Origin of the sequence: Cytobacillus stercorigallinarum (assembly GCF_014836495.1) — a bacterium.
GTDB lineage: Bacteria > Bacillota > Bacilli > Bacillales > Cytobacillaceae > Cytobacillus > Cytobacillus stercorigallinarum.
The window spans coordinates 358,471-381,109 of record NZ_JACSQT010000002.1; the positions used below are offsets into that span (position 1 = coordinate 358,471).

Annotated in this window: 18 protein-coding genes; 1 reads left to right on the top strand and 17 read right to left on the bottom strand. The window is 37.2% G+C overall.

Features of this window, described 5'->3' with window-relative positions; all coding sequences use genetic code 11:
- Position 1: 1 nt before the first annotated feature.
- The gene (miaA, locus tag H9655_RS06330; RefSeq protein WP_191812073.1) at positions 2–967 is read right to left on the bottom strand and encodes a tRNA (adenosine(37)-N6)-dimethylallyltransferase MiaA; all 966 of its coding nucleotides are present in this window, start codon (positions 965–967) and stop codon (positions 2–4) included.
- Between the two features lie 308 nt (positions 968–1,275).
- On the opposite strand from miaA, the gene mreBH reads away from it, so the two are divergent.
- Positions 1,276–2,286, top strand: a complete 1,011-nt coding sequence (gene mreBH, locus H9655_RS06335) for a rod-share determining protein MreBH (RefSeq protein ID WP_191812075.1) — start codon at positions 1,276–1,278, stop codon at positions 2,284–2,286.
- 105 nt (positions 2,287–2,391) lie between these two features.
- On the opposite strand, the gene mutL is transcribed toward mreBH, so the two are convergent.
- The 16 genes from mutL to H9655_RS06415 all read right to left on the bottom strand — a co-directional run bounded on the left by mutL (position 2,392) and on the right by H9655_RS06415 (position 22,548).
- Entirely contained in the window at positions 2,392–4,251 is a 1,860-nt protein-coding gene (mutL, locus tag H9655_RS06340) for a DNA mismatch repair endonuclease MutL (protein WP_191812077.1), read from the bottom strand.
- Positions 4,252–4,272: 21 nt separating this feature from the next.
- Complete coding sequence (mutS, locus tag H9655_RS06345; protein WP_191812079.1) at positions 4,273–6,873, bottom strand: DNA mismatch repair protein MutS; 2,601 nt, start codon at positions 6,871–6,873, stop codon at positions 4,273–4,275.
- Between the two features lie 161 nt (positions 6,874–7,034).
- Positions 7,035–7,577: an outer spore coat protein CotE gene (locus H9655_RS06350; protein ID WP_191812676.1), complete on the bottom strand. Its 543-nt coding sequence runs from the start codon at positions 7,575–7,577 to the stop codon at positions 7,035–7,037.
- A 506-nt stretch (positions 7,578–8,083) separates the two neighbouring features.
- Complete coding sequence (locus H9655_RS06355) at positions 8,084–8,509, bottom strand: RicAFT regulatory complex protein RicA family protein (RefSeq protein WP_191812081.1); 426 nt, start codon at positions 8,507–8,509, stop codon at positions 8,084–8,086.
- Between the two features lies 1 nt (position 8,510).
- Complete coding sequence (gene miaB / locus H9655_RS06360) at positions 8,511–10,055, bottom strand: tRNA (N6-isopentenyl adenosine(37)-C2)-methylthiotransferase MiaB (protein ID WP_191812083.1); 1,545 nt, start codon at positions 10,053–10,055, stop codon at positions 8,511–8,513.
- A gap of 212 nt (positions 10,056–10,267) precedes the next feature.
- Complete coding sequence (locus tag H9655_RS06365; protein WP_191812085.1) at positions 10,268–11,134, bottom strand: 2-oxoacid:ferredoxin oxidoreductase subunit beta; 867 nt, start codon at positions 11,132–11,134, stop codon at positions 10,268–10,270.
- Positions 11,135–12,868, bottom strand: a complete 1,734-nt coding sequence (locus H9655_RS06370; protein ID WP_191812087.1) for a 2-oxoacid:acceptor oxidoreductase subunit alpha — start codon at positions 12,866–12,868, stop codon at positions 11,135–11,137.
- 194 nt (positions 12,869–13,062) lie between these two features.
- The gene (locus H9655_RS06375) at positions 13,063–13,989 is read right to left on the bottom strand and encodes a dipeptidase (RefSeq protein ID WP_191812089.1); all 927 of its coding nucleotides are present in this window, start codon (positions 13,987–13,989) and stop codon (positions 13,063–13,065) included.
- Between the two features lie 129 nt (positions 13,990–14,118).
- Positions 14,119–14,379, bottom strand: a complete 261-nt coding sequence (gene spoVS / locus H9655_RS06380) for a stage V sporulation protein SpoVS (protein ID WP_095369458.1) — start codon at positions 14,377–14,379, stop codon at positions 14,119–14,121.
- Positions 14,380–14,529: 150 nt separating this feature from the next.
- On the bottom strand, positions 14,530–15,327 hold the full coding sequence (locus tag H9655_RS06385; protein WP_191812091.1) for a TIGR00282 family metallophosphoesterase: 798 nt from the start codon (positions 15,325–15,327) through the stop codon (positions 14,530–14,532).
- 121 nt (positions 15,328–15,448) lie between these two features.
- On the bottom strand, positions 15,449–17,008 hold the full coding sequence (gene rny / locus H9655_RS06390; RefSeq protein ID WP_095369460.1) for a ribonuclease Y: 1,560 nt from the start codon (positions 17,006–17,008) through the stop codon (positions 15,449–15,451).
- Between the two features lie 467 nt (positions 17,009–17,475).
- Entirely contained in the window at positions 17,476–18,516 is a 1,041-nt protein-coding gene (gene recA / locus H9655_RS06395) for a recombinase RecA (RefSeq protein WP_191812093.1), read from the bottom strand.
- A 353-nt stretch (positions 18,517–18,869) separates the two neighbouring features.
- On the bottom strand, positions 18,870–20,102 hold the full coding sequence (locus H9655_RS06400) for a competence/damage-inducible protein A (protein ID WP_191812095.1): 1,233 nt from the start codon (positions 20,100–20,102) through the stop codon (positions 18,870–18,872).
- Positions 20,103–20,118: 16 nt separating this feature from the next.
- Positions 20,119–20,697 carry a CDP-diacylglycerol--glycerol-3-phosphate 3-phosphatidyltransferase gene (pgsA, locus tag H9655_RS06405; protein ID WP_191812097.1) on the bottom strand — a complete coding sequence of 193 codons (579 nt, stop codon included), beginning with the start codon at positions 20,695–20,697 and terminating at the stop codon, positions 20,119–20,121.
- Positions 20,698–20,850: 153 nt separating this feature from the next.
- Positions 20,851–21,738 carry a helix-turn-helix domain-containing protein gene (locus tag H9655_RS06410; protein WP_318245451.1) on the bottom strand — a complete coding sequence of 296 codons (888 nt, stop codon included), beginning with the start codon at positions 21,736–21,738 and terminating at the stop codon, positions 20,851–20,853.
- A 12-nt stretch (positions 21,739–21,750) separates the two neighbouring features.
- Positions 21,751–22,548: a DUF3388 domain-containing protein gene (locus H9655_RS06415; protein ID WP_095369465.1), complete on the bottom strand. Its 798-nt coding sequence runs from the start codon at positions 22,546–22,548 to the stop codon at positions 21,751–21,753.
- Between the last annotated feature and the right edge of the window lie 91 nt (positions 22,549–22,639).

A 22,639-nucleotide genomic window follows, 5' to 3' on the forward strand; every position in this document is an offset into this window, starting at 1 on the left:
ATTATGTATTCGATTTAATTTTCAGCTTTCCTTCAATCGTTACATAAATTTCATTGATTTTTTTATGAAAACCCTTTGAATCGAGGGCTATACTCATATCTATCCAACTAACATCCATTTTATTACGAAACCAAGTTAGCTGCCTTTTGGCATATCTTCGAGAGTTTTGCTTCAGCTGTTCAACAGCCTCATCTAAAGAAATCAATCCATCAAAATAAGGATAGAATTCCTTATATCCTATCGCTTGCATTGACTGACAGTTTCGCAATCCTTTTTCACAAAATCCTCTCACCTCAGCCAATAAGCCTTTATCCATCATTATATCTATTCTCTGATTAATCCGTTTATACAAAAGATCTCTATCCATGGTTAAACCGATTACAGCGGCATTATATACCGATTCAGGTTTCTGAGTATTTTGCCACTCTGTCATCGTTTTTCCTGTACAATGGTATACTTCGAGAGCTCGAATCACTCTTCGAATGTTATTAGGATGAATTTTTAAGGCAGATTCCGGATCGACCACCTGTAATTCCTTATGAATACAAATATTCCCTTCAACTTTCGCCCTTTCCTCTAAGTGCTTTCTGAAACCATCATCTGAGGCAACATTTGAAAATTGATAGTCAAATAGAACGGATTGTATGTATAGTCCCGTCCCTCCTACAATAATCGGTAACTTCCCTCTCCTGCTGATTTCAGTTATCTTCTCTCTAACAATCGTTTGAAATGCAGCTGTCGAAAAACTTTCATCCGGTTCTTTAATATCAATTAAATGATGGCGAATACCCTCAGTCTCTTCTTCCGTTATTTTGGCTGTACCAATGTCCATACCTTTGTATATTTGCATGGAATCACCACTAATAATTTCACCATTGTATTTTTTTGCCAGTTCAATACTTGTTTTTGTTTTCCCTACTGCAGTAGGTCCTATAAGAATAATGATTTTTTCTTTTTGAGTTGTCATTCATTCACACTGCCTTTTAGTCTTTCAATTTCTATCTTATCGTACCATAAGCATAGGAAGGAAAAAAGACAATCAATACCCAAACATTATTCACCCTTTTTCTACAAATTAAACCTTTTTTATTGCGGATTCGATTCTTTTTTACAGTGGAGATTACATTTTTATAACGTTTTATTTACATTCAGGCTTCTATGGTCGTTTCATGTTACCTTATAAAAAGCGGAGTTTAAGATAAGATGTCTTATGAATATGGTCTTATGAAAATGGTTTGAGACGAAGCAGAATTATAGGAAATTAGGTGATTGATAATGATAGGAAATGCTGAAATTGGAATCGATTTAGGAACAGCTAATATACTTGTTTATAGTAAGGCAAAAGGTATCGCTCTCAATGAACCTTCTGTTGTTGCGATTGATACAGAAACAAAAAAAGTACTAGCAGTTGGTACTGAAGCAAAAGAAATGATTGGTAAAACACCAGGACGGATTGTTGCTATACGCCCACTAAAAGATGGCGTCATTGCCGATTTCGATACAACGACAGAAATGTTACGTCATATTATGAAAAAAGCTGCAAAAGCAGGCGGCTTCTCAATTAGAAAGCCGAGTGTCGTTGTTTGTACACCTTCCGGGTCGACAAGTGTAGAAAGAAGAGCGATTCAAGATGCTGTACGAAATGCAGGCGCGAAAAAAGTTTTCGTTATTGAGGAACCTGTTGCAGCAGCAATTGGCGCTGGCATGCCTGTCGATGAGCCAGTCGCAAATGTGGTAGTTGACATAGGTGGCGGTTCTACTGAAGTAGCGATTATTTCCTTCGGTGGTGTAGTTGCTTGTCACTCCGTTCGTATTGGTGGAGACCGTTTAGACGATGATATTATTCAGTATGTACGTAAAGAATATAATGTGCTTATTGGAGAAAGAACAGCAGAAAATATTAAAATTGAAATTGGCCATGCGCTTATTAACCATGATGAACTTAAAATGGAAATACGCGGGAGAGATTTAGTCACTGGATTACCAAAAACGATTGAGCTTTCTTCCTTTGAAATTAGAGATGCGATGAAAGAAGCGTTACTCAGTATTTTAGAAGCGCTTAGAGCAACACTAGAAGATAGTCCTGCTGAATTAAGTGGTGATATTGTTGACCGTGGAGTCATCTTGACTGGCGGAGGAGCATTACTTAATGGTATGCAAGAATGGATCAGTCAAGAGATTGATGTGCCTGTTCACCTTGCTCCAAATCCGTTAGAGTCTGTTGCAATTGGGACAGGAAAATCATTAAAGTACATGGATAAATTACAAACAGCTAATGCGAAATAATAAAAAAAGAGAGAACCGCGTGTAACTATTTGCGGTTCTCTCTTTTTTATGTGACCTTAAGGATTACTATGTTAGTTTCCTATAAAAAACCTCTCTCATCAGGTCTTACATAATACGCTTAAACATTTTTTCCATTTCATATATAGAATAATGAATGATAATTGGGCGACCATGGGGGCAAGTAAAGGGATCATTTGTTTGGCGTAACTCATCCAGCAATGCTTGAATCTCATCGTTACGTAAATGACGATTTGCTTTAATTGAACCTTTACAACTCATCATGATCGCCGCTTCTTCTCTCAGTTTTTTTATATCTACTCGCTTCATGTTCAACAATTGCTCAATCATATCCACAATCGTTTCTTGTTCCTCTCCTTTAGGAAACCATTGTGGATGGGCACGAACAATATAACTGTTATGACCAAACTCCTCTAAGAATACACCCACTTTTTCAAGTACGTCCTTGTATTCCTCGATCTTTATCACATCATCGTTTGCATATTCGAAGGTCATTGGAATCAAAAGCTCCTGTAATTCACTTTCTACTTTCCCAACCTTTTCTTTAAAAAACTCATACTTGATTCTTTCCTGAGCCGCATGCTGGTCAATGATATACAAACCATTATCATTTTGTGCAAAAATATAGGTACCGTGCATTTGACCTATAGGATACATTGCTGGAACTCTAGACGGAAGCACGGTTTCATCTTCTTCCGCAATCGTTGTTTTTTCTTCTTCATGTAAGTCCACTTCTTTAGGTTGAGAAGGAATTTCTATTGAAGGAGCCGTTTCAAAGACCGTATCTTGTTTTGGTTGATTTCGTGTTACTGTATTTTCTTGGATAAATTGTACTTCTGGTGCTTTCCTCTCCTGCTCAATCTCTTTAAATGGTTGTCTTTCTGGTAAATGATCGAGGTGAAGAAACGTTTGTTCTTCTTTCGGCTTTATTATTTTCTTTTCGGTAAAGCCACTTGGAATTAATTCTTCTTTTTTAAAGACTTGTTTAATGGTGGCAGTGACTAATTCGTTTAATTCGTGTTCTTTACTTAAACGAACTTCCATTTTAGAAGGATGAACATTTACATCGACTAATAATGGATCCATTTCTATGTTTAATAAAACAATGGGATACCGTCCTATCGGTAACAATGTATGATAACCTTCCTGAATAGCTTTCACTAGTGGATAGTTTTTAATAAACCGCCCGTTGATCATCGTTGAAATATAATTTCTCGATGCTCTCGTTATTTCTGGTAACGCCACATAGCCAGAAACCTTGAAGTCAAGCGACTGAGTTTGAATTGGGATCATTTTTTTGACAATATTTAAACCATAGATCGCCGCTAAAACTTGACGGACATCACCATTGCCTGTTGTTTTCAGCAGTTGTTTATCATTATGAAGTAACCTGAATGAGATCTCCGGGTGTGATAAAGATAAGCGATTCATGACATCAGTAATATTACCTAATTCGGTATGAATGGTTTTCATATATTTAAGTCTTGCCGGCGTATTGTAAAATAGATCCGACACCGTGATATCTGTCCCCTTGCGACTAGCTGCCTTTTCCATCGTTACAACCTTGCCGCCTTCAAGCACCACTCTCGTACCTATATCACTATGGCAAGTTTTCAATTCCACTTTGGAAACAGAAGCAATAGAGGGAAGTGCTTCCCCTCTAAATCCTAATGTGCGAATCCTAAATAGGTCGCTCTCGTCTTGGATTTTACTTGTCGCATGTCGGTGGAACGCATGGAGAACGTCATCTTCTGCTATTCCTTCGCCATTATCGATGATTCGGATACTTGCAAGGCCAGCTTCTTCTACTTCCACTTCAATGACAGAACTGCCTGCATCAATGGCATTTTCAACCAATTCTTTCACAACAGATGCTGGACGCTCAACGACTTCTCCTGCCGCGATTTTATTTGATAGATAATCATCTAAGAGCTTGATTTTACCCACTAGGATTCACCCTTTCAATCTTTATTTTAACTTTTTTTGCATCTCATATAAGGTATTTAATGCTGTCATCGGTGTCATTTCTAGAATGTCTAGTTTCTTTAGCTGATCAAGCATCTTTCTTTCCTTCGTAGCAATATTTGTCCCTCTCTTCTCTTGCTTTTCTTCTTCAAAGAATGACAATTGGCCTACTGCTTCTTCTTGTACTTCCATCGTTGCTGCTGTTGTATTTATTTTTGATGAATCCTTTGCTTCTAATCGCGTAAGAATGTCGTTTGCTCTTTGAATCAATGTCTCCGGTAGCTCTGCCAGTTGAGCAACATGTATACCATAACTTTTATCTGCTGAGCCCTCTTTAATCTTATGGAGAAATACGACCTTTCCGTTCTGTTCAACTGCACTGACATGCACATTTTCTAAACGTGGCAATTCTTCAGCCAAAACAGTAAGCTCATGATAATGAGTGGAAAACAATGTTTTCGCCCCAATATGATGGTGAATATATTCAATAATCGCTTGAGCAAGTGCCATTCCGTCATAGGTCGACGTCCCTCTACCAATTTCGTCAAATAGGATAAGACTATTTTCTGTTGCATGAACAATGGCATTTCTTGCTTCTAACATTTCCACCATAAATGTGCTTTGTCCAGAGATTAAATCATCCGCCGCACCTATTCTAGTAAACACTTGGTCAAAAATAGGTAACACCGCTTGTTTAGCAGGGACAAAACAACCGATTTGTGCCAAAATGGAGGTTAGAGCAATTTGTCGCATATATGTGCTTTTACCTGACATATTTGGTCCAGTAATAAGTAGTAATTCTCTTTCCTGGTCCATATAACAGTCATTCGCTACATATTCTTGCGCATTCATCACTTTTTCGACAACTGGATGTCTCCCGTCTTCAATTACGATTTTCCGTTCATTTGAAAAGCTCGGTTTATGGTATTGTCGCTGTTCGCTAACGACAGAGAAACATTGCAACACATCAAGTTCACTGATAAGCTTGGCAAGATTTTGGATGCGTGGAATATGTTCTTTCACCTGTTCTCTTACCTCTAAAAATAATGTGTATTCTAGGTCTACAGACTTTTCTTCTGCTTGTAAGATTAATGCCTCTTTTTCTTTTAGCTCTGGAGTAATAAACCTTTCAGCATTTGTTAATGTTTGTTTTCTTTCATATAGACCTTCTTCTAACAGATGAAGATTGGACTTTGTCACTTCAATATAATATCCAAAGACACGATTGTATCCGATTTTTAATGACTTAATCCCTGTCTTCTCTCTTTCTCTCTTCTCAAGCTGAGCAATCCAATTTTTACCGTTTTTCGTTGCATCACGATATTGATCGAGATCTTCATTAAAACCGTCAGCAATAATATTGCCTTCCTTAATAGTTAACGGGGGATTATCGGCAATGGCTCTTTCTAACAAATCGGTTACATCCTCACAAGGATCCAGTTCACTTGCCAATTTTTTAGCTACATCATTCGTTAACTGATTCACTACATGTCCTATTTTGGGTACTTGCTGTAATGATTTCTGCAATTGAAATAAGTCACGAGCATTGACATTACCGAATGCGACTCTACCTGCAAGCCGCTCTAAATCATATACTTCTTTTAAAGTATCTCTTAGCTCTTCTCGTTCGAAATAATGATTCATGAAAGTTTCCACCATTGATTGTCGTTCTATAATGGCATCTTTATTAATTAACGGACGATCTATCCATTGTTTTAACATTCTTGAACCCATCGCTGTTTTCGTTTCATCTAGCAGCCAAAGAAGCGAACCCTTCTTCCCATTAGAACGCATTGTTTCTGTAAGTTCTAAGTTTTTCTTGGAGAAGTAATCAATTTTCATAAATTGGTTCACTTCATACACTTCAGCTAGTTGCAAATGATCAAGACTACGTTTTTGTGTTTTATACAAATAATTATATAATCTCATTACAGTATCACGCAGACGATTATTTGCTAACTTTGATACACTTTCCTCAAACGGTTGCTGAGTTTGAACATCATCTTCAATAGAAATGGTCAGAACCATTCTTTCTTTCATCTTTTTAAGCCATTTATCTGAGAACTGCGAAGAGACGACAATTTCTTTCGCATTAGAAACTGACAGCTCATTTAAAATAGAGGTAAAACCATCAGTAATAATGGTTGCTTTTGTTTCTCCTGTTGATAAATCACTATAAGCGAAACCATAGGTATCATCTTCAAATGCAGTTACTGTAGCGATATAGTTATTTTCCTTTTCATTTAACCCCTTGCCTTCCATCCGAGTCCCAGGTGTAATTAATTGAACAACTTCCCTTTTGACTACACCTTTAGCTTGTTTCGGATCTTCGGTTTGTTCACATATGGCTACTTTATAGCCTTTTTCAATTAAGCGTTCGATATAATTTGGGGCTGAATGATAAGGTACCCCGCACATCGGTATGCGGTCTTCCGCTCCGCCATCTCTACTTGTTAACGTAATTTCTAACTCTCTTGATGCTGAAATCGCATCTTCAAAAAACATCTCATAAAAATCGCCTAAACGAAAAAATAAAAAGGCATCTTGATAATCTGCCTTTACACTTAAATATTGTTGTATCATCGGCGTATATGTTGCTGCCATAATTTCCTCCACATATTTCATAATCTATTATTTTCTTATCTTATTATATCATACTTGAAAGTCAACAAACGATTAGAAATGCTTCATACTCTTGCCTATCTACACTCTTCAATACTTTTAAAAAAGAAAAAAACTAGGAAGTAAAACCTCCTAGTTAGTTATTATTCCTCTTCAGTGCCAATGATGAAGTCTGGGTTTAAATCTTCAAATTCTTCATCTTCTACTTCTAATCCCCAATCTTCATCTTCGCAGTCACCTGCGTCAGCCACTGCTACACAAATCTTTGTTTCTCCAATGACTTCAACAATAAACTCTCTCTCTACATGTACAATAATTTTATTGCCATTTTTAGAGATTGTTGCTTCAATACAGTTTGGTTGTTGAACGACCCGTGCAACAACTTCAATATCGTCAAGGATTTCTTCATCACGATACTTCACTTTGATTACATCTTTGTATTCCACGCACTCTGTAACTACTTCAGTTTGCGTGTTATCTTTATAAGAATACCAGATATTGATATCAAAGCTTCCGCTAACCTCTACAGTATTTCCCACCTTTTTTGCTTTGTACTTATGGTTAATAATCCAGGCACCAAGAATACTAGATGGGTGGTGTTGAGGACAAACCGTGTGATTGGACTGGATAAACTTACGTCCTTTCGCAACGACTGCCTTCGTTATTATCTCTCTATAGTCTCCCATTGCGAGCGAACCCTCCTCATTCATTTTCAATTCATCCTATGCGGGATATTAGACTAGTGTGCGACCTATTTTCTTATGGGCAATTAGCCAAATCCATTAGCATGCTTTATCATATGCCGCATACGGGCGATTGTTACGGACTGAGGTGGGCAAGGGCCCAATCTAGGAAAGATTTTTCATCAACTTCTTGGAACATTTCCTCTCGCTTTTGATTCAAATACTTGTAGAAATTGACACGTGGCTTTTATAATAATCATAAAAAATGTTATTTGCTGAGGAAATGGTGATAAATCCATATAATTACCCTATTTTGATAATTATCTTTCCATATCTACATTCAACAATAAGAAGTTCTAAATCTAAGAATATATTGATAAGACTAAAGTGGCCACAACAAAAGACCATTCAATTATTGAAACGAGTTTCTAAAGTGGCAGATTCCTACGAACCAATAATAAAAAATCAAAAGGGTGATCACATCGACTTGTGATCACCCTTTTGATTTTTTAATGTTGGCAGCCTGAATTTTTTAATTGTGAGCCCGTTTGACCAGATAGTAAATCGCCACCAGTTGACGAAATAATCTCATCCGTTACTCTGTTAGAAATGGCTGAAGAGACAATTTGTAATAAATCATTCACATCCACTTGAGATTGTTTAAACTCTTGAACAACTGGAATTGCATCTAGCTCTTCTTCAAGAGAATCAATTTTCGCTTCTGTTTTTCTTAAAGCTTCTTCTTTCCCATAATGTTGTAAATTAACCGCTTGTTTTTGTAGCCCTTTAATTTGCGCAATAATCTTTGAAACTTTTTCATTTTCATTAATTTGTGCTTCCGCACGTTTAAAGAAATCTACTTCTTCCGTATCAGCTATCATTACAGCTAGTTCTCTTGCCCGTTTTACAATATCATCTTTAGAATACTTCGCCATCTTAGCTCACCTCAAGATTTTCTTTTTCTTCAATCATCTCACCATTAAGTGACCAAGTTTTAGCATCCGTCACTTTCACTTTGACGAGTTTTCCAATTGCTGTCTTCGGTCCTTTAAAGTTTACCAACTTGTTCTTTCTTGTATAGCCGGCCAATGTATCAGGGTTATTTTTACTTTCCCCTTCTACTAACACTTCAACTATTTCACCTTGGTATTTCTTCATAGATTCAGCAGATATTTCATTGACTAGTGCGTTTAATCTTTGTAAGCGTTCTTTCTTCACTTCCATTGGTACATTATCTTTCATTTTCGCAGCAGGTGTGCCTTCACGAGGAGAATAGATAAAAGTATACGCCGCCTCAAAGCCTACTTCACGATAGAGCGACATCGTTTCCTCGAACTGTTCTTCTGTTTCATTCGGATAACCAACAATAATATCTGTTGTAAAAGTTGCACCTGGTACGTTTTCTTTTATTTTGCCTACTAACTCTAAGAACTGTTCTCGGGTATACTTTCTAGCCATAATTTTCAATACATCATTCGAACCGGATTGCACTGGTAAATGAATATGTTCCACAAGATTGCCGCCTTTTGCCAGCACTTCAATGAGATGGTCATCAAAGTCACGTGGATGGCTAGTTGTAAAACGGACCCTAGGAATATCAATTTTATGAATTTCATCCATTAAATCCCCGAGACCATACTTCATATCATTAAAGTCTTTACCGTATGCATTCACATTTTGCCCTAATAAAGTAATTTCTTGATAGCCTTTGGCCGCTAATTGACGGACTTCTTGAATGATATCTTCCGGTCTGCGACTTCTCTCTTTTCCTCTTGTATAAGGAACAATGCAATACGTACAGAATTTATCACAGCCATACATAATATTTACCCAAGCCTTAATATTACCTCTTCTCACTTTAGGTAAATTTTCAATTACATCGCCTTCTTTAGACCAAACTTCAAGTACCATTTCCTTAGACATATAAGCTTCTTGTAAAATATTTGGCAAACGGTGAATATTATGCGTACCGAACACCATATCTACTTGGCTATATGTTTTAAGAATTTTATTAACAACAGATTCTTCTTGAGACATACATCCACAAACACCGATAAGTAAGTCAGGATTTTGTTGTTTTAAATGTTTTAAATGTCCGAGTTCACCAAACACTTTATTTTCCGCATTTTCACGGATAGCACAAGTGTTTAGAAGAATCACATTGGCATCATCAACGGATTCAGTTGGTTCATAGCCTAAATTCATAAAAATCCCTGCCATTACTTCCGTGTCATGCTCATTCATCTGGCATCCATATGTACGAATATAGAACTTTCGGCCTTCCCCTAATCCAGCAAATTCACTCGGTATTTCAAAATCCTTATGATATTTGACATCTTCTTTTCCACGTTTCTTCGCATCCTTTAAAGATGGAGCTGTATACACATGTTCAAAATACTTGCTGTAATCCTTTTCGGATTTTTTGTCCGCAGGATTTGCGACCTTTACTTGTTGAGTTTCTAATCTTTGTTTTTCATTCATTTACGACATGCCCCTTTCTATGTTACTGTAGGCGTTTACTATCCATTATTTCCATACACATTACTATAGTATAAAGCGTATTTCTATTGAACACAATAGCAATGCACCTTTCCTATTCTTTTTCGTAGGAAAGTATTAAAAAATATACTCATATTCTATAAAGAAAAAAAGACTTAAGAAAATCAAAACTGGATTTTCTTAAGTCTTTTATTTTACATAAATTCTTCTACTAGTTTATCAAAGTATGCTTGATCTAAGTTTAAATCAGCCTTTGCTAACGGTGTTTCAGAATAACCGTGAAGCATTTCCTGATAAGACTTACGTTCAGTGTTTTGATAGATTAGTCCTGTTACTAAACCATCGTGTTTCATTAATGTTTGCATTGCTTGTTCTCTATTGGAAGAATCGTATCCCTCGATATCTTTCAATTTAGTTAAATTTGCTTTAAACCAATCATACGTATTGATTTTGTTATAAGTGACACAAGGACTAAACACATTAATAAGTGAAAATCCATCATGTTGAATTCCTTGTTCAATGAGAGCAGTTAAATCTTTCAAATCGGTAGAAAAACTTTGGGCAACAAAAGTAGCTCCTGCCGTTAAAGCCATTTCCATTGGTGAAATCGCTTGTTCAATGGAACCTTCAGGTGTTGATTTTGTTTTAAAACCAGTAGATGAACGCGGTGATGTTTGCCCTTTTGTTAAGCCATAAATTTGGTTATCCATCACAATATACGTGATATTAATATTACGGCGAATAGCATGAATCGTATGCCCCATACCGATAGCAAAGCCATCCCCGTCACCACCAGAAGCAATAACAGTTAAGTCCTTATTCGCCATTTTAACACCTTGAGCAATCGGTAATGAACGTCCATGGATTCCGTGAAATCCATATGAGTTAATATAGCCTGAAATTCGCCCAGAACAACCAATTCCAGATACTACAGCTAATTCTTCAGGTTCTAAACCAACATTTGCGGATGCGCGTTGAATAGCAGCTTGAACAGAGAAGTCACCACAGCCTGGGCACCAGTTCGGTTTTACATTATTTCGAAAGTCTTTAAATGTAGCCATTTAGAACAACTCCTTGCACTTTGTATGGATTTCGTGCGGCAAGAAAGGATTCCCGTCGTACTTATTATATTTAATGATTTTATTCGCATATCCAACATTCATTTTAATAATATTTGCTAACTGTCCAGTGGCATTATTTTCAACCACCACAACCTTTTTAGCAGATGCTACTAGCGGCATTAACTCATCAGTTGGGAATGGATGAATCAAACGAATATGTGCGTGATTCACCTTCAAACCGTCTGCTTCTAATCTAGTAATCGCTTCTTCAATCGCACCTCTTGTTGAAATGAAACCAACTAATAACAAATCTGCTTCTTCATGAGGGGCGTTTTTATATACTGGTGTATTAAATTTCACATTTTCAATTTTACGGAACCGTTTATCCATTTGTTGAATACGATTTGCTGCTGATTCCGATGGTTTTCCAGATTGATCATGCTCCACACCTGTAACATGGTGGATACCATATTTCATCCCTGGGATTACCCGTGGTGATACGCCATCCTCCGTCACTTCATAACGTTTAAAATATTCTTTGCTATCTATTTCAGGTAGATCGTCTTGTAGCTTCCCACGACGAATTTCTACTTCATTAAAATTCAATGGTTCTACCGTTTGTTTACCTAATGATAATTGTAGATCTGATAAAACAATAACTGGACATTGATATTCTTCAGCTAAATTAAATGCTTCAGCAGTATCATAAAACGCTTCCTGTACTGTACTTGGTGCAAGAACAATTTTTGGAATTTCTCCATGTGTTCCGTAAATCATAGCCATTAAATCTGACTGTTCTTGTTTTGTTGGTAGACCTGTTGACGGACCACCACGCTGAGTATCAACGATGACTAACGGTGTCTCTGTAATACCTGCTAGACCAATTGATTCCATTTTTAAAGATAATCCTGGACCGGCTGAGGCAGTGAAAGCACGTACTCCTGCATAGTTGGCTCCAATCGCCATAGTTGCAGCAGCAATCTCATCCTCCGTCTGAATAACAGTACCACCAAGTTCAGGTAATTTTTTTATTAAATACTCCATAATTTCCGAAGCTGGCGTAATTGGGTAAGCAGCCATAAATCGACTTCCTGCGGCTAATGCACCAAGTGCAATGGCATCATTTCCGATCATGAACATTCTTTTCTTACCGTCCGCTTCATCCAACTGCATCAAGCCATCTGTTTTACCTAATTGTTCAACTGTTGTATCATAACCAGCTTTTATTGCTTCCATATTTTTATCTACAACGGCTTGTCCTTTGCGGGCAAAAATCTCTTCAACTACTTCTTTAAAAACTTCGACATCCAAATTTAAAACGGCGCAAGTTGAGCCTACAGCGACCATATTTTTCATAAGTGATGTTCCTAGATCTGTCGCCATTTGTGTAAATGGAACGGATAGAAGTAGCGCGTTTGTATCTTCTGGTTTCTCTGGATTAAATTTCGCATCTGCTAAGATGATACCACCATCATGTAACTCTTTATAATTGACATCGATCGTTTCTTGGTCAAACGCAACAAGAACGTCTAAATCATCTGCAACAGACCGCGTTTGAGAGGTACTCACACGAATTTTGTTATTCGTATGCCCACCTTTAATACGAGAAGAAAAATGACGGTATCCGTATAAATAATAGCCAAGGCGATTCAATGCAATAGAAAATATTTCACCAGTGCTTTCAATTCCTTCGCCTTGTTGTCCGCCAACCTTCCACGAAAGTTGTTTCACCATGTCCTACACCCCTTTTATTACATTCGAGAAATATGTAAAAAACTTGTATAATCTCTTTTTATACATCCATTTCACCATTTAACGTACTAAACGCTTTCAATTCTAGACCTAACAATGTAAAAATGCAAGCCTTTAAGATTAAATAATTGATAGATTTATTTATTTTTTTAGATAGTTAAGAAAAATTAATCTATTTATCTGCTAAATAACACATTTTTGAAATTATGATAGGTAATCTTTTCTACAACCTCCTGTGAGAAATGCTGTAATAAAGTATCAATCAAATATTGATACTCTCCTGCATGCTCAAGCCCTTTTAGTGGTGGTTCAGTGCCATCAAAGTCTGAACCAAGGCCAATGTGGTTTTCTCCACCAAGAGAGCAGATATAATCAATATGTTTTAATACATCATTGATTGACGCTCGATGTGGCTCATTTAAGAATTCCCTCACAAAAGTCAATCCAATCAAACCATCTTTCTTAATAAGTGCGCGAATTTGGTCGTCGGTTAAATTCCTTGGATGCGCACAATAATGAAGACAATTAGAATGTGAGGCAAACGGTCTTTTAGCTATATCCATTACATCCCAGAAGCCTTTTTCTGATATATGCGAAACATCACATAATATATCTCGTTCATTTAATACTTCTACAACCTTTTTGCCAAATCGTGATAGCCCTCCTGCACTCTCTTCTAATACACCATCGGCAACAAAATTTCCGTAATTCCATGTTAAACCGACCGACTGTACACCTAATCTTAACAGCGTTTTCAATTTCACTTCATCATTGTAGATAGCATCACAGCCTTCTAAAGTTAAAACAGCCCCTAGTTCATTCTCCTGTAATCCTTGAAGATCTTTATTTGACTGAATTACCTTCACTTGAGGATGAGGTTTAACTATTTTTTCATAAAAAATATCAACCATTTGTAGTGCTGCGTTAAACTTTAATTCTGGATGAATTTTCTCTGGTACATAAATAGCAAACAATTGGACTTTCACACCACCGGCTAATAGTCGATTAAGATTAGCCTGTAGCAGCTGCGAATGCTGAAACTCAATAGAAGGGTCCAAAAACATTTTTGCTAATACATCACAATGCCCATCAAATATCTTCACTTTCTCCCTCCTTTATTCTTTAAATATACAAAATCTTTCATCTATTCTCTATTGTTTTTTCTTACAAAGAGAAAAAACCCATTTGATAATCAAATGAGCTTTTACATTTTTGATGGACAATGACAGCCATTATCTAGGTTCTACGATTAGTTTTATAGCTGTTCTCTCTTCCCCATCTATCAAAATATCTGTAAACGCAGGAATACATACTAAGTCTACACCGCTAGGCGCTACAAATCCTCTTGCGATTGCTACTGCTTTAACCGCTTGATTCAATGCACCCGCACCAATTGCCTGGATTTCTGCTGCTCCTCTTTCACGTAGAACACCAGCAAGCGCACCAGCTACAGAATTAGGATTAGATTTTGCTGAAACTTTTAATATTTCCATTCCTAGCTCCTCCTCATTTTTCCCCCTCCTGAATGCTCTTTTTTAAAGAGTTCATCAGGTTTCAATAAATGTTTCCACTGCTACTATATTCATAATGAAAAAGACATATTCCAGCTTGACCAGAAAAATTAGAAATTGAGGAGGTTTTTTTTAGCTATAAAATGGATGATCATCATTAATTAAAACGCTTTCTATCTTCTTCGCTTTTCCTGTTTTCATATCAATGTCAATGATTACGGCACTCAATATACCTCTTCCACTTTTCGGTACTTCAAAACGGACGGGCATATTCGTGATAAACCGCTTTAACACAGCTTCTCTTTCCATACCAAGAATGCCATCGTATGGTCCAGTCATCCCTACATCACTCATAAATGCCGTCCCATTTGGTAGAATGCGTTGATCTGCTGTTTGCACATGTGTATGAGTGCCAATTACTGCTGAAACCTTACCATCTAAAAACCAGCCCATTGCTTGTTTCTCACTTGTTGTTTCACCATGAAAATCGACAAAAATAACCGGTGTTCTTTGCTTTGCTTCTTCAATAAGTTGCTCTGCTTTTTCAAAAGGACAATCACTTGGTTGCATAAATGTTCGACCTTGTAAATTGATAACAGCTATTTCTTCACTATTATATTTTAAATAAATTAAACCCTTCCCTGGATTGTTATCAGGGAAATTAGCAGGCCTAACCAAATATTTTGCCTCTTCAATAAAATCAAATATCTCCTTATTATCCCATGTGTGATTACCTAATGTCACTGCTTGGGCCCCAGCCGATAAAAATTCCCTGTATATTTTTTCGGTAATTCCTCTACCACCAGCTGCATTTTCGCCATTTATAATGGTTATTTGCGGGCGATACTTTTCCTTTAATTTCGGTAAATACTCCTCTACCATTTCACGACCTAATGATCCAACAACGTCCCCTACAAATAAAATTCTCATAATCTTTTCCCTTCTAAATATACTTCTGTTTATACATACGCAAATCTCTGAGGAGATAGTTAGCTCTTCAAGAGTTTAATCCTTCAAAAAAAGGAAAGGCGATGCCTAAAAGGCATCGCTCTTATTTCGCATATTCTACGGCTCTTGTTTCCCTAATAACCGTTACTTTTATATGACCTGGATAATCGAGTTCTTCTTCGATTTTCTTCCTTATATCTCTTGCAAGACGATGTGCTTCCAAATCATCAATTTGCTCCGGTTTAACCATAATACGAATTTCACGACCCGCTTGAATAGCAAATGATTTTTCAACACCATCATATGACTCTGAGATTTCTTCGAGCTTTTCTAAACGTCGAATATAATTCTCAAGCGTTTCTCTTCTCGCCCCAGGTCTTGCAGCAGAAAGTGCGTCAGCCGCAGCTACAAGAACAGCGATAATGGATGTTGGTTCCGTATCACCATGATGGGAAGCGATACTGTTAATGACAACTGGGTGTTCTTTATATTTAGTCGCTAGTTCAACCCCAATTTCAACATGGCTTCCTTCTACTTCATGGTCAATCGCTTTCCCTACATCATGTAATAATCCTGCACGGCGTGCTAATGTCTCATCTTGACCTAATTCCGCAGCAAGCATACCGGACAATTGTGCTACTTCCATCGAGTGTTTCAATACATTTTGACCGTAGCTTGTACGGAATTTTAGGCGGCCTAATATTTTGATCAAGTCAGGGTGTAAACCATGGACACCAACTTCGAATGTCGTTTGCTCTCCAATTTCTCGAATATGCTCATCCACTTCTCGGCGGGCCTTGTCCACCATTTCCTCGATACGAGCTGGATGAATTCTTCCATCCTGTACAAGTTTATCAAGTGCAAGACGAGCAGTTTCTCGTCGGATAGGATCAAATCCTGAAAGAATAACGGCTTCTGGCGTATCATCGATAATCAAATCAATACCTGTCAGCGTTTCAAGTGTACGGATATTACGACCTTCACGACCGATAATTCGACCCTTCATTTCGTCGTTCGGTAAGTTAACAACTGACACAGTTGTTTCAGCTACATGGTCCGCAGCACATCTTTGAATCGCTAATGATAAGATTTCTTTCGCACGCTTATCCGCTTCTTCCTTCGCTCTTGATTCACTCTCTTTTACCATGATGGCAATATCATGTGCAACCTCTTGTTCAGTACGATCTAAAATGATGGATTTAGCTTCCTCACGAGTTAACCCGGAGATTCTTTCCAGTTCAGTTTGCTGAGACTGTACCATTTTGTCCACTTTGCTTTCCATCTCTTCAATATGCTGTTGTCTTTTGCCAAGAGAGTCGTCTCTTTTTTCCAAAACCGCTTCACGCTTATCTAGCGTTTCATCTTTTCGGTCTAGATTCTCTTCTTTTTGCAATAAACGATTTTCTTGTTTTTGCAGTTCATTCCTACGTTCACGAATTTCACGTTCCGCCTCTGTGCGAAGCTTATGATTCTCATCCTTCGCTTCAAGTAATGCCTCTTTCTTTAGAGCCTCTGCTTCACGTTTTGCATCTTCTAATATTTGATCAGCAGCTCCTCTGGCACCAGCGATTTTTGCTTCCGTAACGGATTTTCGAAAGAAATAGCCAACAAAAGCAGCAACGATTAGGCCAAGCAAAATGGAGATGATATAACCTAGTTCCATCATTTCACCTCCTCTTGCTATAAACTTTTTTGTTACGTTTTTAAAGTGTTGGCATGTATACCGTCTTTAACAATATACTGCACTTAAGCTTTTCAACGCTTTCATTCTTCCTATTGTTTGCAAATAATACAGTTATTTGGAAGCTTACTCCATTGTTAACAACAGAATATCTTCTGAAAGGTAATTCCTACCTTTCCTTAGCAAATATGCAAATTAACATATAAAAAATGTAAATTATACATTTTTAATTGTAAAGCCGCAGAATTTCATTGTCAAGTACTTGAAGGTAGAGTATAAGTCCATAATGCCTGTTATTATGTATAATCATGAGCCAAAGAAGTTAACGATTCTTTCCGAAACAATTCGTCTATACAAAAAGAGATATTCAACTATATTTATCATAAGTTGTGAATATCTCTTTTCAAAGTAACAAGAGCAGCAGTCGCCTAAACTCTCCTATTTCTCACTTAATCGATTAGTTCAAATTCTTCTTGTCCATCATCGCTGTTAGAAGATTTATCTACATCTAAACCATAGTACTCGCGGATTTTTTCTTGGATTTGCAAACGAATTTCCGTATTCTCTTTAAGGAATTGCTTTGCATTTTCTCTTCCTTGACCTAATCGTTCATCATTATAGGAGTACCAAGAACCACTTTTTTGTACTATATCAATTTCTGATCCGAGGTCAATAATTTCCCCTTCTTTTGATACACCTTCACCGTACATGATATCAACTTCCGCTACTCTAAAAGGAGGAGCCACTTTATTCTTTACAACTTTAATTTTTGTTTTATTACCAACAATCTCATTGCCTTGCTTTAAAGCTTCTGCTCTACGCACTTCTAACCGTACCGTTGAGTAGAACTTTAATGCACGCCCACCTGGCGTTGTTTCAGGGTTACCAAACATAACGCCTACTTTTTCGCGAATTTGGTTAATGAAAATCGCAATCGTTTTGGATTTATTAATCGCACCAGATAGTTTCCTTAGTGCCTGAGACATTAATCTTGCTTGAAGGCCGACGTGAGAATCTCCCATTTCTCCTTCAATTTCTGCCTTTGGTACTAATGCAGCTACAGAGTCAATAACTAAAATATCAACGGCACCACTTCGAACTAAAGCTTCAGCAATTTCAAGCGCTTGTTCCCCTGTATCTGGTTGTGATAAAAGAAGCTCATCAATATTAACCCCAAGGTTTTGAGCATATACAGGGTCAAGTGCATGCTCTGCGTCGATAAATGCTGCTTGTCCACCTGCTGCTTGTACTTCAGCAATGGCGTGCAGGGCAACCGTTGTTTTACCAGAACTTTCAGGACCGTAAATTTCAATGATACGTCCTCTCGGATATCCACCTACCCCTAAAGCAGTATCTAATGCTAATGACCCACTTGGAATTGTGGATATTTTACGCTCTGCTTGTTCTCCCAACTTCATAATCGAGCCTTTACCAAATTGCTTTTCTATTTGTTTCAACGCCATATCTAAGGCTGCTTGACGATCACTCATGCTATTTCCTCCTTTAAATTTCTATTATCTATGATAAATTTATCATCAGTTCTTGCGATTTCATATTTATACTATAGCTTTTTTTTATGACTTTGTCGAGAAAAAAGTCGAACATTCATTCGTTTTTTTCGTCAGTAGGTTTTTTCGTAAAAATGATGGTTTTGCTAAATATAAATCCAATTATCAAATCTCTTTCTTAGCATAAACTTCAAATTTCTTTTAATCTCTGACTATTTCTTTAGCTAAAATAGCGACCAGGGGGGGCACAACATGTATCTATTGCTTCAATAAAAGTGCGAAATCCGAACAACGTTTAATCATTGTCCGGATTTCTTCAATATTTTAATACCTCGCTACGCCAAAGACTTCAATAGAAAATAGGCGCCATAAAGAGATGATCTCTTTCTAATTGATGTGCGAGAACCACCGAGGTTGAGCTTCTCAGCCCTCACTTCACCATCGTGATAAATCCCTATATATACTGTGCCGACTGGGTTGCCTTCTAATTCATCAGGTCCCGCAACACCCGTAAAGCTTACACCAATATCACTTTCCATTAATTTGGCGACATTTTCCGCAAGTTCCTTTGCACATGTAGCACTGACTACACCATCATTTTTAATTGTCTCTTGCTTTACATGTAGTACATTTGCTTTTACTTCATTTGTATAACAAACGACGCCACCATTTAATAGACCACCGGCTCCGGGAAACGATGTAAATGTTTCTTGGAACATCCCCCCAGTTAAACTCTCCGCAGCAGACAGAGTTAAATTCTTTTCTTGCAATTTTTTTGAGAGCTCATTAAAGAGAGACGTATCATCATAACCGTAAAAGTACTCTCCTACTATTGCCATAATTTCTTTCTCTTTCTCTTCCAAAAGCTGTATAGCCGTATCAATATTATGATGTTTGGCTGTCAACCTCAAGGTGACCTCATGATCTCCAGCTAACGGTGCAATCGTCGGGTTCGTTTGGTTATCAAGTATATCTTCTATTTCCGCCTCTAGCATTGCTTCACCAATGCCAAAGAACCTAAGGACACGCGACGAGATAACTGCTTCTTCTACTGCTTGTGATTTAATTGCGGAAAACCCGTACTTCAAAAACATCGGTTCCATTTCTTTTGGTGGACCAGGCAACAGCATATATTGCTTATTTTCTTTCCGATAAAACATACCAGGTGCCATACCGTAATCATTAGGAAGTACTTTTGCACCAGAAAGCACTAAGGCTTGCTTACGATTATTTTCAGTCATTGGACGATTTGTCCGTTTAAAATATTCTTCAATAGACGCGAGTGCTGTATCATCCATTACGAGATCTGTTTGCAAATGTTTAGCAATGGTTTCTTTTGTTAAATCGTCTTTTGTCGGACCGAGCCCACCAGTGAAGATAATGAGTTCAGCTCTATTTTCAGCAATTTTTATAGCAGACTCTAGTCGGCCCGCATTATCTCCGACGACCGTATGATAAAAAACATTCACACCAAGGTCAGCTAACTGCTGTGATAAAAATTTGGCGTTCGTATTGTTGATTTGTCCTAATAACAACTCAGAGCCAACGGCAATAATTTCAGCATTCATGATGACCACTCTCCTATTATTTTGAATTGGTAAAGGCATGTTTGTTTTTAATAAAGTAATCAACGCCAGACCATACAGTAAACACCATGCTCACCCATAAAGCAAATGTCGCAAAGTCAAATGAAATTAATGCGAAGATTGTATTATGCAACAACAACGCAGATACAGCAATAATTTGAGTCCACGTTTTAATCTTACCTAACATATTTGCCGCAACTACCTCACCACCACCTGCTAAAATCAGGCGAAGACCGGTAATGGCAAATTCCCTACTAATAATAATAATGACAATCCAAGCGGGAGCCATCCCTAATTCTACAAGGATAATTAATGCGCTTGAAACTAATAACTTATCTGCTAAAGGGTCCAAAAATTTCCCTAAATTGGTAACTAATTGATACTTTCTCGCTACATAGCCATCAATCCAATCCGTAACAGAAGCGAAGATAAAAATGAGCGCGCCAACAAAATGAGCAATAGGGAGTGTCACACCGATAAAATTCATGTCTCCCCATGAGAAAGGGTTGTACATAATAATAATGAAAATTGGTATTAACAATATCCTTGAAATCGTAATCTTATTTGGTAAATTCATAAGTTCCCTCCGGTAATTATGTAATTCTTCCCTGGGTGGGATGATCATATTTTATCAAAAAAAAGCAATAAAGCCTAAAGTGCAATGTTAGCATTCATACTATACCTCCCACCTCAGGGGCTAAACACGAAAATAGTCATCAATGGTTGATGACTATTCGCCAAGCGATGTAAAACGGATCGTAATGTTTTGGTTTACATACTCTGATGGTGAAACTTCATATTCAAGCTTTTTATCATTGATTTTAATTTCAGTAGCAGTTGTATTGCCAATGATTACTTGTACTTCTTTTTGATCTGTTAAATCTAACTCTTTTTCAACGCCTTCTTCCATTGTTTCTTCGTAGAAGGTTTCATTGGTAGCGCTAGCCACTCTCACCCAGCTTTTTCCTTCAGCTGATAAAGTTAATATAAATGTATCCGTATTTTTCAATTCATATACAGTGTTTTTACCAGAGGATTCTTGTACACTTATCTCTTGAACAGGTTTCTCCTCTTCTGCTTTTTCATCTGGTGCATCTTCTTTATCTTCCTCAGGTGCAGCATCTTCGTTCTGTTTCTCATCTTTAGGCATATTATTTTCAACAATTGCACCTGGGTTATTATTGTCTTCATTTAATTGCTTATCACTATCTGATGCGCTATTTTCAACAAAATAATAAATGACGGCAAGAACACCAATGATAAAGACAATAATTAAAACTTTTGGTAAAACATCTAAAAGCTTTGAAGTTGAAGGAGAAATATTCTTACTTGTTTGTACACGAGAAAGTTTCTCTGGAATATCTTCATTGGTTGTTGCTGGAATTTCACTTTTATACTCATCTAACAACTCTTCATGATTTAAGCCTACTGCCTCTGCATATTGTTTAATGAAAGCCCGCACATAAAACTTACCCGGCATGATTCGATAATTACCTTCTTCTATGCCGATTAAATATCTCTTCTGTATTTTTGTAACTGTCTGTAACTCATCAAGAGACATTCCTTTTTGTAAACGAGCTTCTTTTAAACGACTACCTAATTCTGTCAAAACTAACACCTTCCAACATTACTAAAAATCAAAACCTCCGAAGCCTGTGTCGGAGAACATATTATGATTGTTACGCTCGACTACATCATAGACAATATCTTCATCATGGTCGTGACGAAGTTCGATAATATAATCAAAATCATCCAAAGTATATTCTGAATTTTGCACGAAAACATCAGGATGTTCGATTACTTTAATAGCTGGAAGTCTCATTATTTCTCTCACAAGTTGCCAATGACGTTCATTTGCTCTTTTTGTCGAGACAATTCCATCAATGATAAATAAATTATCATCGCTATACTCATCTTCAATTAATTGATTGCGAATCGTTTGTTTAAGTAGCGTTGACGAAACAAACAGCCAACGCTTATTCGCACAAACACTTGATGCCACAATGGATTCTGTTTTCCCCACCCTAGGCATGCCACGAATACCAATTAATTTATGGCCTTCCTTCTTAAATAATTCTGCCATAAAGTCTACTAAAAGACCGAGCTCATCTCTGACAAATCGAAAAGTCTTCTTATCATCTGCGTCTCTCTGTATGTATCTCCCATGTCTCACAGCCAGCCGATCACGAAGCTTTGGCTCTCTTAGTTTAATGAGCTTAATCGTATCCATTGTCTTTAATATTGATTCCAATCGAACGATTTGGTCATCATCTTTAGCAAGAATCAGCATTCCACGTCTACCTTGATCAACTCCATTAATGGTAATAATGTTAATGGAAAGCATCCCTAACAATGATGAAATATCTCCGAGTAATCCAGGTCTGTTTTTTTGGATTTCATATTCGAAATACCATTCTTTTTTCTCCACCTAAAACACTCCTTATTCGCCTACAGTTCCAGATAATCTTATTTACATAATTTCATCACAATATTAATTTATTTTTAATTAAATCTAGGTA

What these genes read in the sequence shown, in the direction of transcription:
- miaA (WP_191812073.1), bottom strand. Translation starts at nt 967, where the DNA reads ATGACAACTCAAAAAGAAAAAATCATTATTCTTATAGGACCTACTGCA.
- mreBH (WP_191812075.1), top strand. Translation starts at nt 1,276, where the DNA reads ATGATAGGAAATGCTGAAATTGGAATCGATTTAGGAACAGCTAATATA.
- mutS (WP_191812079.1), bottom strand. Translation starts at nt 6,873, where the DNA reads ATGGCAGCAACATATACGCCGATGATACAACAATATTTAAGTGTAAAG.
- H9655_RS06350 (WP_191812676.1), bottom strand. Translation starts at nt 7,577, where the DNA reads ATGGGAGACTATAGAGAGATAATAACGAAGGCAGTCGTTGCGAAAGGA.
- H9655_RS06355 (WP_191812081.1), bottom strand. Translation starts at nt 8,509, where the DNA reads ATGGCGAAGTATTCTAAAGATGATATTGTAAAACGGGCAAGAGAACTA.
- miaB (WP_191812083.1), bottom strand. Translation starts at nt 10,055, where the DNA reads ATGAATGAAAAACAAAGATTAGAAACTCAACAAGTAAAGGTCGCAAAT.
- H9655_RS06365 (WP_191812085.1), bottom strand. Translation starts at nt 11,134, where the DNA reads ATGGCTACATTTAAAGACTTTCGAAATAATGTAAAACCGAACTGGTGC.
- H9655_RS06370 (WP_191812087.1), bottom strand. Translation starts at nt 12,868, where the DNA reads ATGGTGAAACAACTTTCGTGGAAGGTTGGCGGACAACAAGGCGAAGGA.
- spoVS (WP_095369458.1), bottom strand. Translation starts at nt 14,379, where the DNA reads ATGGAAATATTAAAAGTTTCAGCAAAATCTAATCCTAATTCTGTAGCT.
- H9655_RS06385 (WP_191812091.1), bottom strand. Translation starts at nt 15,327, where the DNA reads ATGAGAATTTTATTTGTAGGGGACGTTGTTGGATCATTAGGTCGTGAA.
- rny (WP_095369460.1), bottom strand. Translation starts at nt 17,008, where the DNA reads ATGGAACTAGGTTATATCATCTCCATTTTGCTTGGCCTAATCGTTGCT.
- recA (WP_191812093.1), bottom strand. Translation starts at nt 18,516, where the DNA reads ATGAGTGATCGTCAAGCAGCCTTAGATATGGCGTTGAAACAAATAGAA.
- H9655_RS06400 (WP_191812095.1), bottom strand. Translation starts at nt 20,102, where the DNA reads ATGAATGCTGAAATTATTGCCGTTGGCTCTGAGTTGTTATTAGGACAA.
- pgsA (WP_191812097.1), bottom strand. Translation starts at nt 20,697, where the DNA reads ATGAATTTACCAAATAAGATTACGATTTCAAGGATATTGTTAATACCA.